At 37.1% G+C, this 14,726-nt stretch carries 15 protein-coding genes; all 15 read left to right on the top strand.

Annotated elements, in window-relative coordinates; all coding sequences use genetic code 11:
* The first annotated feature begins 48 nt into the window (after positions 1-48).
* The 15 genes from ACEN36_RS00615 (at position 49) to ACEN36_RS00685 (ending at position 14,711) form a co-directional block, all read left to right on the top strand.
* Positions 49-624 (top strand): YceD family protein, encoded by a 576-nt coding sequence (locus ACEN36_RS00615; RefSeq protein ID WP_407102491.1) that lies wholly within the window; start codon positions 49-51, stop codon positions 622-624.
* A gap of 53 nt (positions 625-677) precedes the next feature.
* Complete coding sequence (gene rpmF / locus ACEN36_RS00620) at positions 678-857, top strand: 50S ribosomal protein L32 (RefSeq protein ID WP_407095540.1); 180 nt, start codon at positions 678-680, stop codon at positions 855-857.
* 164 nt (positions 858-1,021) lie between these two features.
* Positions 1,022-1,396: a DUF3397 family protein gene (locus ACEN36_RS00625; RefSeq protein WP_407125761.1), complete on the top strand. Its 375-nt coding sequence runs from the start codon at positions 1,022-1,024 to the stop codon at positions 1,394-1,396.
* A 752-nt stretch (positions 1,397-2,148) separates the two neighbouring features.
* Complete coding sequence (gene mraZ, locus ACEN36_RS00630) at positions 2,149-2,580, top strand: division/cell wall cluster transcriptional repressor MraZ (RefSeq protein WP_407102489.1); 432 nt, start codon at positions 2,149-2,151, stop codon at positions 2,578-2,580.
* A 29-nt stretch (positions 2,581-2,609) separates the two neighbouring features.
* Positions 2,610-3,569 (top strand): 16S rRNA (cytosine(1402)-N(4))-methyltransferase RsmH, encoded by a 960-nt coding sequence (gene rsmH / locus ACEN36_RS00635; protein ID WP_407102488.1) that lies wholly within the window; start codon positions 2,610-2,612, stop codon positions 3,567-3,569.
* A gap of 33 nt (positions 3,570-3,602) precedes the next feature.
* Positions 3,603-3,992 (top strand): cell division protein FtsL, encoded by a 390-nt coding sequence (gene ftsL, locus ACEN36_RS00640; RefSeq protein WP_407125762.1) that lies wholly within the window; start codon positions 3,603-3,605, stop codon positions 3,990-3,992.
* Positions 3,989-6,148, top strand: a complete 2,160-nt coding sequence (locus tag ACEN36_RS00645) for a penicillin-binding transpeptidase domain-containing protein (RefSeq protein WP_407102487.1) — start codon at positions 3,989-3,991, stop codon at positions 6,146-6,148. The genes ftsL and ACEN36_RS00645 overlap by 4 nt, the downstream gene beginning before the upstream one ends.
* 107 nt (positions 6,149-6,255) lie before the next feature.
* Positions 6,256-7,221, top strand: coding sequence for a phospho-N-acetylmuramoyl-pentapeptide-transferase (gene mraY, locus ACEN36_RS00650; RefSeq protein WP_407102486.1), 966 nt, complete (start codon positions 6,256-6,258; stop codon positions 7,219-7,221).
* Between the two features lie 27 nt (positions 7,222-7,248).
* Positions 7,249-8,631 carry a UDP-N-acetylmuramoyl-L-alanine--D-glutamate ligase gene (gene murD, locus ACEN36_RS00655; protein ID WP_407125763.1) on the top strand — a complete coding sequence of 461 codons (1,383 nt, stop codon included), beginning with the start codon at positions 7,249-7,251 and terminating at the stop codon, positions 8,629-8,631.
* A 26-nt stretch (positions 8,632-8,657) separates the two neighbouring features.
* Positions 8,658-9,752, top strand: coding sequence for an undecaprenyldiphospho-muramoylpentapeptide beta-N-acetylglucosaminyltransferase (murG, locus tag ACEN36_RS00660; RefSeq protein ID WP_407125764.1), 1,095 nt, complete (start codon positions 8,658-8,660; stop codon positions 9,750-9,752).
* Between the two features lie 24 nt (positions 9,753-9,776).
* Complete coding sequence (locus tag ACEN36_RS00665) at positions 9,777-10,700, top strand: cell division protein FtsQ/DivIB (protein ID WP_407125765.1); 924 nt, start codon at positions 9,777-9,779, stop codon at positions 10,698-10,700.
* Positions 10,701-10,865: 165 nt separating this feature from the next.
* Positions 10,866-12,194 carry a cell division protein FtsA gene (gene ftsA, locus ACEN36_RS00670; RefSeq protein ID WP_407102482.1) on the top strand — a complete coding sequence of 443 codons (1,329 nt, stop codon included), beginning with the start codon at positions 10,866-10,868 and terminating at the stop codon, positions 12,192-12,194.
* Between the two features lie 49 nt (positions 12,195-12,243).
* Positions 12,244-13,503: a cell division protein FtsZ gene (ftsZ, locus tag ACEN36_RS00675; protein ID WP_407125766.1), complete on the top strand. Its 1,260-nt coding sequence runs from the start codon at positions 12,244-12,246 to the stop codon at positions 13,501-13,503.
* Positions 13,504-14,199, top strand: coding sequence for a YggS family pyridoxal phosphate-dependent enzyme (locus ACEN36_RS00680; protein WP_407095527.1), 696 nt, complete (start codon positions 13,504-13,506; stop codon positions 14,197-14,199).
* Positions 14,200-14,225: 26 nt separating this feature from the next.
* Positions 14,226-14,711, top strand: a complete 486-nt coding sequence (locus ACEN36_RS00685; RefSeq protein WP_407125767.1) for a cell division protein SepF — start codon at positions 14,226-14,228, stop codon at positions 14,709-14,711.
* The last annotated feature ends 15 nt before the right edge of the window (positions 14,712-14,726 follow it).

The raw sequence follows: 14,726 nt of genomic DNA on the forward strand, positions 1-14,726 counted from the left end.
GATTTTTTCACTAGTATAATAAATTTTGTTGCTTTAGGAGTGAAAAAAATGAAAATGAAGTGGTCACTAAACGAATTAAAACGATATCTAAATGAGCCATTCGTCTTTTCTGACAACGTAGATTTGAAAGAATCTTTAGTAAAAAGAGAAGAAGAAATATTAGACGTTTCACCCATTCATTTAGATGGAATCTTAACTGTTAATGATGATGAATTAATTCTTCATATGAATGTTTCATTGAAATTAACACTTCCTTCTGCAAGATCACTAGAACCTGTATTATTTCCGATGGATTTTGTGATAGATGAAGTTTATATTCCAAAATCGGATTCTTATGAAAAACCTGTTGATGAAGAGAATGTTGTGATCTATTTGGAGCATGACTGGATCGACTTGTCAGAGAGTATCGAAGACACGATTTTGCTTAATCTTCCTTTACAAGTTTTTACTGAAGAAGAAGAGAAAGCTCATAATATGCCAAGCGGAAATAATTGGACGGTAATTTCAGAAGAAGATTACTATTATTCAGAAGAAAAAAAATCTGAAGAAACAATAGATCCGCGTTTTGCAGGTCTGAAAGATTTTTTTAACCAAGAAGAATCCGGTAATCAAGAAGAAGACTAACTTGTTTCTAGGTTAAATAGAAAATGAAACAATTGTTTAAGGAGGTGTATAGAATGGCAGTACCAGCAAGAAGAACATCAAAAGCTAAGAAAAATAGACGTCGTACTCACTTTAAATTAGAAGTACCAGGTATGAACGCTTGCCCTAACTGTGGGGAATTGAAAAAAAGCCATCACGTATGTGCATCATGCGGTTTCTATGATGGAAAAGAGGTAGCATCTAAAGAAGCTTAATCGAATTGAATAGTCAATTCAATGGATAAATGAAAAATAACCTTGAGAATATCTCTTAAGGTTATTTTTTTTGCTATTTTGTTGTCAAATTGTTAGAGTAATTAAGTTGAAAATGTTGTACAATTTAATAGAGAAACGATCAAGAACGGACGGGGGACAAGAAAATGTGGATGGATTCTAATGTTGCAATCTACATAGTGTTGTTGTTATTGCCAATAATATTATTTGTGCTTTTCAATAAGAAAATTAACCATCACTTCATGAAGCAGCAGTTAACCGTTAAAATGGCAGACTTGTTGGTACCTTATTTAATTGTAGGAATCCATATCATCAGTTCTTTAACATTTGGGATGTCGCTTTTCCCATATTTCCTTATTTTTATATTTACTCTCGCCATTATACTATTACTGTATTTAGCCGTAAAAAAAGGGGAAATTCTGTATTATAAATTCTTCAAAAGCTGGTGGCGTTTTGTTTTCATCAGTTCAATGATTACATATTACGGATTAGCAGCCACTACTATCGTTATTTCTCTTTAAAAGAGTAATGCATCAGGGGATGAGTGTGGGAAAAGTTGCAGACTTCATAAAAGAATTTAAGCAGAGCAGTGAGATAAACTCACTGCTCTGTTTTTTTTGGGTCTTCATCTTCTAGCGTTGATAAAGAAATTTTCTCCGGCCTACGGGGTTGCTTATGGAAAGCCATGGGAACGCTTGAGCCGAAAACCGGGTCTCAAGGCTTGCGAGCGTTACCGTAGCCGTTAGAGCGTTAGCGACGTACGGATATGGTATGCGCAGCGCAGAACAAACTTAGCGTAACGGCTAAAGGCTAACGTTAAGGAATTCCCATTGCATCCTCTTTCATGACTATAAGCAACCCCATATTCCTCTAAAAATTTCTAGGAATGAGTTTTTTAAAGGTTTGGAATTAATTTTTTTTCACTTACCAACGTCAAATGATGTAGAACCGTTTTTTATCTGAAGAGCCTATTATAAAGCTATTATAAGTATGGAAGAAATAGTTTGACGACTATCTATAAAGAATCTCCACTTCGTACCATTAATTGCAAAAAAAGCCTCTTTTTCTTAAATGTATAAAAAATTTCAACGGAAGTAACTAAAATGAGACAAAAGAAATCTCGTGATATATTTCTGATCTTAATGTAATGTCAGTAATGGAAGCGTTATATAAGGTTCGGAAAAAGTTGAGAATTTTTTTGGATTGTGGTGGTGGAAAGTGGGGGATTGTGGTAGACTGAATTTAAATAAAAATGATAGGGGTGACAGTAAACATGCTTATCGGTGAATACCAGCATAATATCGACGCAAAAGGCCGTTTGATTATGCCCGCTAAATTTAGAGAAGATTTAGGCGAGAAATTTATTATTACTCGTGGTTTAGATGGCTGTTTATTTGGATACCCGCAAGAAGAATGGTCTGATTTAGAAGAAAAACTGAAGCAATTGCCGTTGGCTAAAAAAGATGCTCGGCAGTTTACACGTTTCTTTTATTCAGCAGCAACGGAATGTGAATTAGACAAGCAAGGAAGAATCAACATTCCTCAAAATTTACGACAATATGCAAAATTAGACAAAGAATGTCATGTCATTGGAGTTTCTGAGCGCATTGAAATTTGGAGCAATGAAAGATGGTCTGAATATGCTTTGGAAGCAGAAGAATCTTATGAAGACATCGCTGAAAATATGATCGATTTTGGGTTTTAACTACTCGAGAAGATGAAAGGGAGATATTGATGCCTGAATTTAAACACGAAACAGTCTTACTGCATGAGACAGTAGATGGATTATCTATTTCTCCTGATGGAATTTATGTAGATTGCACACTTGGAGGAGCGGGACATAGTGAATATTTGTTGTCCCAATTAAATGAAAATGGTCACTTATATGCATTTGATCAAGATGAAACAGCTATCGCAAATGCAAAAGAAAAGCTTGCTGGATATATTGAAAAGGGAATGGTCACTTTTATCAAATCGAATTTCCGAAATATCACAGAAGAGTTGAATGAACGAAATGTTGATGCTGTAGATGGTATTTTATACGACCTAGGAGTTTCTTCTCCACAATTAGATCAAGCTGAGCGTGGATTTAGTTACCATCAAGATGCACCCTTAGATATGAGAATGGATACTGATTCACTACTGACAGCTCGTATTGTTGTCAATGAATGGCCTTATGAAAAATTAGTCAAAATCTTTTATCGTTACGGAGAAGAAAAATTTTCTAAACAAATCGCCAGAAAAATTGAAAAAGCGCGAGAGATTGCTCCTATTGAAACAACTGGAGAATTAGTAGAGTTGATTAAAGAGGGAATTCCTGCTCCAGCCAGAAGAAAAGGCGGACACCCAGCTAAAAGGACTTTCCAAGCTATACGGATTGCTGTAAATGATGAATTGTCAGCGGTAGAGGAATCGTTGGAAAAAGCTATCGATTTGTTAACTGTCAAAGGGAGAATCAGCGTGATCACGTTTCATTCTTTAGAGGACCGAATCGTCCAATCAATATACAAAGATCGTGCCAGAGGCCCTGAATTGCCTCCAGGACTGCCAGTATTACCCACTGAATACATGCCTGAACTAAAAATCATTACCCGCAAACCTATTTTGCCTAGTGAAGAAGAACTGGAACAAAATAATCGAGCGAGAAGCGCAAAATTGAGAATCGCTGAAAAACAAGTGAAAAGCAAAAAATAACCCTGTAGAATTCAGAAGAAAGGAAGTATCTTAATGGCATTAGAGAATAATTTAGCTAGAGACTTACATAGTGTGATGCCTGAACAAGCACCACAAGTATACCCTCAAAGACCGCAGCAACGACCTGCTTATACATCTGAACCTAAGAAACAAAAACTTTCAAAAGTTGAAAAACTTCTTATCACAGTAGCGAGTATAATCATTTTTTCTTTGGGTGTGGCCTGTGTTTCACTAGAAATTATGGTGGCAACCTCGAACCGAGAAGTTCAAGATACTAATCGAGAAATCGAAGAAATCGCTATTGTGAATACTAATCTAGAACAAGAAGTTCAAGAATTGTCTCGTTACGATCGGGTATATGAAATTGCTAGAGCACATGGATTAGAAATGAATGAAGAAAATGTAAGGAATGTCTCGAAATGAAAAAAAGAAATCCTTTAAAAAATAGAAAGCTGATCTCTATTCTCTTATTTTTTGCCTGTATAGTGATCTACGCTATATTTGCTGGCCGTTTTTCTTATATTATGGTTAAAGGGGAAGTCAACGGGGAAAACTTAGAGACGAATGTGAATAATTTATATACAAGAAGTAGTGTCCTTGAAGCTAACCGTGGTACCATCTATGACGTAGGAGGGAATCCGGTTGCAATGGATGCTACTTCTTATTCATTGTATGCAGTGTTAACCGATGAATGGTCAAACAACAAAAAAAATCCTCAATATGTAGTCGACAAAGAAAAAACTGCAGAAACATTGTCGCAATACATATCAATGAGTGAAGAAGAAATTTTGCAAAAATTGAATCAGGACCTAAGTCAGGTTGAATTTGGAACAGCAGGTAAAAACCTCACTTATGATATTAAAAGTGATATTGAAGCCGCTGACCTTCCAGGGATCTTTTTTACAGAAACGCCTACTCGTCTATACCCTAATGGAGTATTCTCCTCACATTTAGTTGGTGTGGCACAATTGCCTACTGCAGAGGATGGAGAAGCGGAAACTGGAAAAGAAATGGTCGGTCTTATGGGAGTCGAGCAGACCTACAATGATTTATTGACCGGAACAGATGGCAAGTTGAAGTATCAAAAAGACAGTTTTGGATATGCTTTGCCGAATGAAGAAGCAGAAGTGATCGATCCTGTAGATGGGGTAGACATTTATTTGACATTGGATAAACGAATGCAAGTTTTACTGGAAAGTGTGATGACAGAGGTAGATGATAAATACAATCCAGTGGCAATGACGGCTACTTTGATGAATCCGAAAACAGGTAAAATCATTGCAACTTCTCAGCGTCCCTCTTTTAATGGAACGACTAAAGAAGGAATCGATGAACTATGGATGAATTTGCTGGCTGAGTATACTTATGAGCCAGGATCTACCTTAAAGACATTGACTCTTGCAGCAGCAATAAACGAAGGAGTCTTTAACCCAAATGCTTATTTTGAATCGGGTTCCATTGAAGTGTCTGGAATACCTATACGAGATGTTAACCGCAATGGATGGGGAACAATCACTTATTTGGAAGGCTTAGCACGTTCTAGTAACGTAGCATTTGTAAAACTTGCTCAACAAATGGGTGCTGAAACATGGAAAGAATACATGGATGCATTTGGAATAGGCAAATCGACTGAATCCGGACTATACAATGAAAATGCAGGTTCAAACAAATACAAACGAGCCATTGATCAAGCTAATACGGCATTTGGACAAGGACTCACAGTAACGGTTTTACAAATGTTGCAAGCATTTAGTGCCATCGCGAATGATGGGCAAATGATGAAACCACAATTCATTGATAAATACGTGGACCCAAACACAGGAGCAGAAACTATTGTAGAGCCGGAAGTAGTAGGCACTCCTGTTTCAAAAGAAACGGCTGATCAAACGTTGGAATATTTAAAAGAAGTTGTATACAACGAAAATGGAACAGGTCAAAAGTATGCGATTGATGGATATGAGATTGCAGCTAAAACCGGAACTGCACAAATTTACAATGCAGAAACAGGAAAATACTATAGTGGAGGCAAAAATTTTCTTTATTCAGTAGTGGGAATGGCTCCGGCAGATGATCCGGAATTAGTCATGTACATTACTATGGAACGCCCGACTGTTAATGACCCAACTGTAACAACTACAGATATTATGGCTTCGATATTTAAACCTGTAATGAAAAGAGGTTTGGAATACCTGCATTTAGACGACGAAGCTCAAAATGGATTAGAGAATCAAATTGTCATGCCAAAAGTCACTAGTGAAGCCAAAAGCGACGTGTTAACAAAATTAGAAGAAATGCAATTAAACGTGACCGTAGTGGGAAATGGTGATACAATAGTACAGCAATTGCCTTTGGCGGATGAGACCGTTATTGAAGACCAGCGAATTATTCTGTTAACCAATGGAGCGATGACTATGCCAGATATGACAGGATGGTCAAAAAATGACGTATTAAAAGTTTCTGAAATCACAGGGATAGAGTTTACTTTTAGTGGAGATGGTTATGTCACTCAGCAAAGTTTAGAACCGAATGCCTTGTTGACTGAGGAAAGTCAAATTGAAATTGTACTAGAATCTCCATAAAAAAACACGTTTTTTAAGTCAGAAGGAGAACAAGAGAATGATCTTGGGCTTTGTCCAAAGAGATGGACAGGCAATCTGATGAAAAGCAAAATTAGGAGCGAATCATTATGCAATGGGAAGAAATGCTACTTGCAACAGTTAGTAGTTTTGCAATCACACTTATCTTGATGCCGTTTGTTATCGGGTATTTCAGAGTCAAACAACTAGGACAAACTACTAGAGAAGAAGGACCGACTTGGCATGAAGTAAAAACGGGAACACCGACAATGGGCGGAGTCGTTTTTATCATCTCAGGAATCGTAACTATGATCTGGAGTGGTCTTTGGCAAAATGTTTTTACAGTTAGTTTAGGTTTATTGATGTTTATTCTTGTCTTATATGGAGTTCTAGGTTTCTTGGATGATTACATTAAATTGATCAAAAAGAGAAACCTTGGTTTAACATCATTACAAAAATTGATTGGTCAAGTAGCAGGAGGACTGTTATTTTATATTGTTTACCGTATACAGGGATTTCCGAGTGACTTAACCCTTCCTGGTTTAGGCGGTGTTAATTTAGGCTGGTTCTATGGCTTACTTATTATCTTTTGGCTAGTCGGTTTTTCAAATGCCGTTAATTTAACAGATGGTTTGGATGGATTGGCAACAGGAACCAGTATTGTAGCTTATGGAACTTACGCTATTATTGCCTTCCATCAACAACAAACAGATGTCTTGATTTTTTGTTTAGCCGTTATTGGTGGATTAATCGGATTTTTACTGTTTAATAAAAAACCGGCCAAAATATTTATGGGAGATGTTGGTTCATTAGCTTTAGGAGGTGGGCTTGCCGCTGTCTCTATTTTGTTGAAGCAAGAATGGACACTTCTTTTAGTAGGATTGATTTTTATTATGGAAACTACTTCGGTAATTCTGCAAGTGGGATCTGTAAAAATAAGAAACAAACGAATCTTTAAAATGGCACCTATCCATCATCACTTTGAAATGAGTGGGTGGAGTGAATGGAAAATTGTGCTGACTTTTTGGTCAGTTGGATTAGTGATGGCACTGCTTACTCTATGGATTGTACTTTAACATTGAAAGAGAACTGGGGGATTTCGCGTGAAAGATGTAACGACGTATCAAAATAAAAAAGTATTGGTTTTAGGACTGGCTTTGAGTGGAGTAAATGCAGCTAAGCTGCTGCATAAACTTGGAGCATTAGTGACTGTGAACGATTATAAAAGTTTTGAAGAAAATCCAGAAGCACAAGAATTGTTGGAGGATGGAATTCGTGTCGTTACTGGCGGACATCCTGTTGAATTGTTGGACGAAGACTTTGAATTTGTTGTGAAAAATCCAGGGATTATGTACAATAACCCAATTGTGGCTAAAGCAATCGAAAAAGGCATTCCTGTCTTAACGGAAGTCCAATTGGCTTATGAAGTTGCAGAAAGTCCTATTATTGGGATCACAGGAACAAATGGTAAAACCACTACAACAACAATGATCACAGATTTGCTGAATGGCAAACGTACACATGGAAAAGCTTTTGCAGCAGGAAATATTGGAACTCCAGCAAGTCAAGTTGCGCAAAATGTAACAGATAAAGATGCTGTTGTAATGGAATTGTCTAGTTTCCAACTGATGGGTATCACTACTTTTAGACCTCATATAGCAGTAATCACTAATATCCATTCTGCTCATATTGACTATCATGGAACAAGAGATGAATATGTAGCAGCTAAAATGCGAATCACAGAAAATCAAACGGCTGAAGATTATTTAATCGTCAACTGGGATCAACCTGAACTACGGGAATTGGCAAAAGTGAGTAAAGCTACAATCATTCCATTTTCTAGACTAGGCAAGGTTGAAAAGGGTGTCTATATTGATGGAGATTCCATTTATTACTTAAACGAAGTCATCATGGATAAAAAAGGTATTTTAGTTCCAGGTGAGCATAATTTGGAAAACGCCATGGCAGCTATTGCAGTTGCTAAATTAATGGGACAGGACAATGAAGTTATCCAACAAGTGTTGGCCAATTTTGCTGGAGTGAAGCACCGTACTCAGTTTGTAACGGAATTTAAAGAAAGAAAATTTTATAATGACTCTAAAGCTACCAATTCTTTAGCTACGATCAATGCATTGAACGGTTTTAAACAACCGGTTATTCTGTTGGCTGGCGGATTAGATAGAGGGAATGATTTTGATGACTTGATTCCTCAACTGAAGGGTATAAAAGGATTGATCGTCTTCGGAGAAACGGCTGGCAAAATAACTGAAGCTGGTGAGGCAGCTGGGGTACCAACGATTTTGTCTGTACAAAATGTCGAGGCAGCAGTTCCTGCCGCCTACGATATTAGTGAAGCTGGAGATGTTATTCTATTGTCACCTGCTTGTGCAAGTTGGGATCAATACCGCAGCTTTGAAGTACGAGGAGATGCCTTTATTCACTCTATAGAACAATTAATTGCAAACGTAGAAGAAGAGGAGGAATAGACCTTTTTAGTGGTCTTACATTTATAATGAAAGTATTGTTATCAGGTGGAGGTACAGGTGGGCATATTTATCCTGCCTTAGCTTTAATGAGACGTTTAAAAGCGATTGATCCGACAACCGAATTCCTCTATGTAGGAACTGAAAGAGGATTAGAAAGTAAAATCGTTCCAAAAACAGGGATTCCTTTTAAGGCGGTAAAAGTAGAAGGTTTCAAACGATCATTGTCGTTAAAAAATTTAAAAACGATTCAATTATTTTTACAAGGTATTTTTAAAGCTCGAAAAATCGTGAAAGAGTTTGCTCCTGATGTGGTTATTGGTACAGGGGGATATGTCTGCGGTCCAGTAGTGTATGCTGCAGCCAAATTAGGCATTCCAACTATTGTACATGAACAAAACAGTATTGCTGGGGTAACGAATAAGTTTCTGGCTCGTTATGTGGATAAAATCGCTACATGTTTTGAGGAAGCCGAAGCTGAATTCAGCAAATACCCTTCCAAAGTAGTTTATACTGGCAACCCAAGAGCTCAAGAAGTCGCTGGAATCTTGCCCTCAGATGCGCTAGGCGAATATCATTTAAAACCTGCTGTACCTACTGTACTGATTTTTGGAGGAAGTCGTGGCGCAAAAGCGATCAATACAGCGTTTGTAGAATCCTTACCTGAACTAGCTAAAAGAGACTATCAAGTTTTATTTGCTACAGGAGAGGTTCACTATGAGGCTTTCACTAAACTCATTGGCCGAACAAGCGAAAACGTTTCGGTAGTGCCTTATATCCACAATATGCCGGAAATATTCGCGAATGTTTCTGTAGTTGTCTCCAGAAGCGGGGCAACCACATTAGCAGAACTGACAGCACTAGGATTGCCTAGTATTTTGATTCCAAGTCCTATTGTGACCAATGATCATCAAACAAGTAATGCGAAAAGTTTAGTCAAACATGATGCAGCTAAAATGATTACAGAAAAAGAATTGACTGCAGCATTCTTACTTGAAACCATTGATGAAATGATGGACCATCCGGAAAAAAGAAAAGAAATGGCGTCACGAGCTAAAGAAATCGGTGTCCCAGATGCAGCGGATCGACTGATTGAAGTGATCAACGAAATCACTTCGCATTAACCTTGTTAAGGAGGATGATATGTCATGGGTAAATTCCACATGAATCAAAAAAATAAAGATCAAAACAACCATGCACGTGAGTCCTCTTCAAGCAAGGGACTAAAAACGATAAAAGAAACTCAGACATTGGAACAACATTTGCCTAAGTTAAAAAAGCAGCGGCAAAAAAAGATGTATAGTCGTTTGATTCCGCTTCTTTTACTGTTTTTATGTGCAATTTTGATCGTTATTTACTTCGTTTCTCCGCTAAGTAAAATAGGAACTTTATCAGTTGATGGAAATAATGATGTCACAGATCAAAAAGTGATTAATTCCAGTCAATTGACTTCTGGATTACCCTTGTGGGATTCTCTATGGAATGATGAGGTCTCTGAAAAAGCTATTTTAGATGAGCTTCCACAAGTAAAAACAGTCGAATTAAATCTAGAAGGTTGGAATGATGTTTTAATCGAAATTGATGAGTACAAAATTATTGCTTATTCGCATAAGGATAACGAGTATTTTCCCATTTTAGAAAATGGAAAAATTGTAGATGAAAGCAGAAAAGTTTCAATGGGCAACAATCCAATTTTTAAAAATTTTTCTGAAGGGAAACCTTTAAACCATTTGATTGAACAATACAACTCCTTGAATACTTCCGTACAAAACGGCATTTCTGAAATTGAACATACTCCAAGCGACACTGATCAGTATCTGGTGACAGTTTACATGAATGATGGAAATCAAGTAGTGGCAACTTTGCCTACTTTTGCTGAAAAGATGAATTACTATCCTGATATGGTTCAAAAAATCGGCAACCAAAAAGGAGTCATCAATTTAGAAGTCGGGGGATATTTTGTACCATTTGAAAAAGAGGTGGATGACTCTTCAGAGGAGTCTGGAGAAGCAGGAAATACTCAAGAAGAGCCTGTGACAGAATCAGAAAATAATGACGAAATAGTGGAATAATGAAATTCAGTATTTCCAAGCAAACCAAACTGATGTATTTAATAAAAATAATCTGTAATCTACAGGAAAATCTTCAAAAAATGGTCACAAGTATGGTAGAATTGTATTTATATAAGTCAAGAACAAATAATTAAATTGAAATTAAAAGCTAGGAGGTTTCAATCTATGAGAAATTCTGAGATGTATGTTAGTTTAGATATTGGAACCACTTCAATAAAAGTTGTTGTAGCTGAATATGTTAATGGACAAATGAATATTATTGGAGTAGGAAATGAAAAATCTGAAGGATTAAGCAGAGGTATCATAGTTGATATCGATAAAACGGTAGAATCGATCAAGAAAGCGATTAAACAAGCCGAAAAAAAAGCAAATGTTGATATTTATAACGTTATCGTTGGAACTCAAAGTACATCTACAGAAATTGAGACATGCCATGGAATGATTGCAGTTTCAGGTGAAAATCGTGAAATTACGGATGAAGATGTACGCAATACTATTGGGGCTGCTATGGTAAAATCCGTTCCTCCAGAACGTGAAATTTTAGCTATTATCCCTGAAGAGTTTATTGTGGACGGTTTTGACGGTATTAAAGATCCTCGTGGAATGATAGGGGTTCGCTTGGAAATGCATGCCACAATGATCACAGGACCAAAAACCATTGTACATAACATTAAACGTTGTGTTGAAAAAGCGGGATTGCAAATTGAAAATATTGTATTACAGCCTTTAGCTGCTAGTACAGTTAGTATGTCTAGTGGTGAAAGAGACTTTGGGACTATTTTGATTGATATGGGGGGCGGTCAAACTGCTGCTTCTGTTATCCATGATAATCAATTGAAATTTGCATTTGTAGATCCTGAGGGTGGGGAATATGTTACAAAAGATATTTCGATTGTACTAAATACTACATTAGAGAATGCAGAAAAAATAAAGCGTGATTTTGGATATGCAACTTCTCTTGAAGCTTCAGCAGAAGAATCCTTCCCAGTAGAAGTTGTTGGAAAAACAGATCCAGTGAAAATAACTGAATTGTATTTATCTGAAATCATTGAAGCTCGTGTAGTACAAATTTTTGAGACCATCAAAACAGAATTGGATTCTGTAAGAGCCAGAGAACTACCGGGCGGAATTGTGTTAACTGGTGGTGCAGCATCTATACCAGGTATGGTAGAATTAGCTAAAGAGATATTTGAAGTAAACGTTAAGCTGTACATCCCTGATCATATGGGGATGCGTTATCCATCCTTTACAACAAGTATTGGTTTAATAGAGTATCAAGCTAAGTTAAACGATATTCAAAGAATTGCGAATCAAACAGCAACAGGATTCAATATTGAGACGGATTCTGCACCTCGCCAATCGGTTGTTGAAATACAGCGTGAGGATGCAGCGGATGAATACTCAATCAAGCAAAAACCCGTTAAAAAACCTAAGAATGAAGAAGATAGTTTTGTATTCAAAATGAAAAAAATGTTCAATAACTTTTTCGATTAAACGGTAAAGAGACTAAAAAGAAATCAACTAGATAGTAGGGGGAAATAAGATGGACTTAGAATTCGACACAGCACCAGTTAGTGGAGCTGTTATTAAAGTAATTGGTGTAGGTGGAGCGGGAAACAACGCAGTAAACCGCATGATTAGCGATAACGTAAAAGGTGTAGAGTTTATTGTAGCCAATACAGACTTGCAAGCCTTAGCAAATTCAAATGCTGAAACTAAAATTCAACTTGGACCAAAATTGACTCGTGGACTAGGTGCAGGAGCAAATCCTGATATTGGACATAAAGCTGCTGAAGAAAGTGAAGAACAAATTGCTGAATCCTTAAAAGGAGCAGACATGATTTTTGTTACTGCGGGAATGGGTGGAGGTACCGGAACTGGTGCAGCTCCTATTGTGGCTCGTATAGCTAAAGAACAAGGCGCTTTGACGGTTGGTGTGATCACTCGCCCATTTTCATTTGAAGGACCAAAACGTGGCCGTTTTGCTGCTGAAGGTTTAGCTCAAATGAAAGAATACGTAGATACATTAGTGGCAATCTCAAATAATCGTCTGCTGGAAATTGTAGACAAAAAAACGCCTATGCTGGAAGCATTCCGTGAAGCGGACAACGTTTTACGCCAAGGTGTACAAGGTATTTCTGATTTGATTACTTCACCTGGTTACGTAAACTTGGATTTTGCCGACGTTAAAACAGTTATGGAAAATCAAGGTTCTGCATTAATGGGAATTGGTACAGCAAGTGGAGAAAACCGTACTGTTGAAGCCACTAAAAAAGCGATCTCTTCTCCTTTACTAGAAGTGTCTATTGACGGAGCAGAATCTGTCTTGTTAAACATTACTGGCGGTTCAGACTTAACATTATTTGAAGCACAAGATGCTTCTGATATTGTATCCTCTGCTTCAACAACTGAAGTAAACATCATCTTTGGTACTTCTATCAATGAAGAATTAGGGGATGAAGTTATCGTAACGGTTATTGCTACTGGGATCGATACTACAGAAGCTGATAAACGAGTAGCTCAAAACAGCCGAGTTCGTACTAAGCCTGCTTCAAACCGCGGCCAGCAAGCTCCAGAAAGTACTTCGGACAATCAACAAAATGATCCATTTGCTGATTGGGATATTCGTCGCGAGCCTAATACACGCAACCGTAATGTACAAAGTTCGGATACGACTATTTTTGATGATCAAGAAAAAACTGAATTTGAACCTTCAAACCGAGACCATGCAACAGAAGAGAAAAAAGAAACGCCTCAAGATAGTTTAGATACTCCTCCATTCTTTAGAAGAAGACGGAAGTAAATGAACCATATAGAACAAAATGTTCACGATATAGAAGATCAACTGAAAAAATCACTGGATATTTCAAACCGTGATAGAGTTGATCTTCGTGTTGTAGTTGTGACAAAATATGTGTCTATTGAGGAGGCAGAAAAAGTTGTATCGCTCGGTTACACACATCTGGGAGAAAACAGACCAGAAGGATTGATTCAAAAGCAAGAAGTTCTACAGCAAAAGGAAATTGTCTGGCATTACATTGGATCTCTTCAAACAAGAAAAGTAAAACAGATCATTAATCGGATTGACTATTTGCATTCGCTGGATCGAATGTCTTTAGCTGAAGAGATTGAGAAAAGAGCTGAAAAGCCTGTCTCTTGCTTTTTACAAGTAAATGTTTCAGGTGAAGAATCTAAAAGTGGTTTTTCATCTGATGAAGTAATAGAGACGATTGAGGCACTATCCAAGTTTGAAAAAATACGGATCGTCGGCTTAATGACCATGGCACCCAAATTGGCTGAAGAACAAGTGATTCGAAAAACCTTTAGTGATTTAAAAAAATTGCGAGAAAAAATCGTATCACTTGATTTAGAGTATGCTCCATGTGCAGAATTAAGTATGGGAATGAGTCAAGATTATCCCATTGCTATAGAAGAAGGAGCCACTTTTGTTCGTATTGGATCGGCTTTTTTTAACGAAATAGAAGCTGATAAAACCTAATTTTTTTTAACTGAGGAGGGTTTGAAATGGGAATGATAAACCGATTGAATAGTTTTTTTGGTTTAGATGATGAAGAGGAATCCTTTTACATGGAAGAAATGGAACAAGAAACCAAAGTAAAAAATACGAAACAACAACCTCAAGTATCCAATAGACAAGGAAGTTCAGTTGCCATGAATGTACGCAAAGATACGAAAAAACCAAGCAATGTAGTTTCTATCAATCAACCTCAACAGCAAGGGAAAATTATTGTTGTTGAGCCAAGAGTTTATTCGGAAGTAAAAGAAATTGCTGATCTGTTACTAGCTAATCAAGCTGTGATTTTAAATTTCAATCGAATTGAAAAAAATGAAGCTAAAAAAATTGTAGACTTTTTAATGGGAACTATTTATGCCATTGAAGGAGACATGCAGCGAGTAGGAAATGAAATTTTTCTTTGCACACCTAAAAATGTAGAAATCGATGGTGCCTTAGACCAATCAAACAGCTTCGATGATCTTGAGATCTATTAATAGAGAGGAATTTTA

This window comes from Desemzia sp. FAM 23989 (assembly GCF_045528345.1).
Classification (GTDB): Bacteria; Bacillota; Bacilli; order Lactobacillales; family Carnobacteriaceae; genus Desemzia.

Excerpts from the sequence above, each read along its gene's own strand:
- ftsZ (WP_407125766.1), top strand. The coding sequence starts at position 12,244 with ATGGACTTAGAATTCGACACAGCACCAGTTAGTGGAGCTGTTATTAAA.
- mraY (WP_407102486.1), top strand. The coding sequence starts at position 6,256 with ATGCAATGGGAAGAAATGCTACTTGCAACAGTTAGTAGTTTTGCAATC.
- ACEN36_RS00625 (WP_407125761.1), top strand. The coding sequence starts at position 1,022 with ATGTGGATGGATTCTAATGTTGCAATCTACATAGTGTTGTTGTTATTG.
- mraZ (WP_407102489.1), top strand. The coding sequence starts at position 2,149 with ATGCTTATCGGTGAATACCAGCATAATATCGACGCAAAAGGCCGTTTG.
- rpmF (WP_407095540.1), top strand. The coding sequence starts at position 678 with ATGGCAGTACCAGCAAGAAGAACATCAAAAGCTAAGAAAAATAGACGT.
- ftsL (WP_407125762.1), top strand. The coding sequence starts at position 3,603 with ATGGCATTAGAGAATAATTTAGCTAGAGACTTACATAGTGTGATGCCT.
- rsmH (WP_407102488.1), top strand. The coding sequence starts at position 2,610 with ATGCCTGAATTTAAACACGAAACAGTCTTACTGCATGAGACAGTAGAT.
- murG (WP_407125764.1), top strand. The coding sequence starts at position 8,658 with ATGAAAGTATTGTTATCAGGTGGAGGTACAGGTGGGCATATTTATCCT.
- ACEN36_RS00615 (WP_407102491.1), top strand. The coding sequence starts at position 49 with ATGAAAATGAAGTGGTCACTAAACGAATTAAAACGATATCTAAATGAG.
- ftsA (WP_407102482.1), top strand. The coding sequence starts at position 10,866 with ATGAGAAATTCTGAGATGTATGTTAGTTTAGATATTGGAACCACTTCA.
- ACEN36_RS00680 (WP_407095527.1), top strand. The coding sequence starts at position 13,504 with ATGAACCATATAGAACAAAATGTTCACGATATAGAAGATCAACTGAAA.
- ACEN36_RS00665 (WP_407125765.1), top strand. The coding sequence starts at position 9,777 with ATGGGTAAATTCCACATGAATCAAAAAAATAAAGATCAAAACAACCAT.
- ACEN36_RS00685 (WP_407125767.1), top strand. The coding sequence starts at position 14,226 with ATGGGAATGATAAACCGATTGAATAGTTTTTTTGGTTTAGATGATGAA.
- ACEN36_RS00645 (WP_407102487.1), top strand. The coding sequence starts at position 3,989 with ATGAAAAAAAGAAATCCTTTAAAAAATAGAAAGCTGATCTCTATTCTC.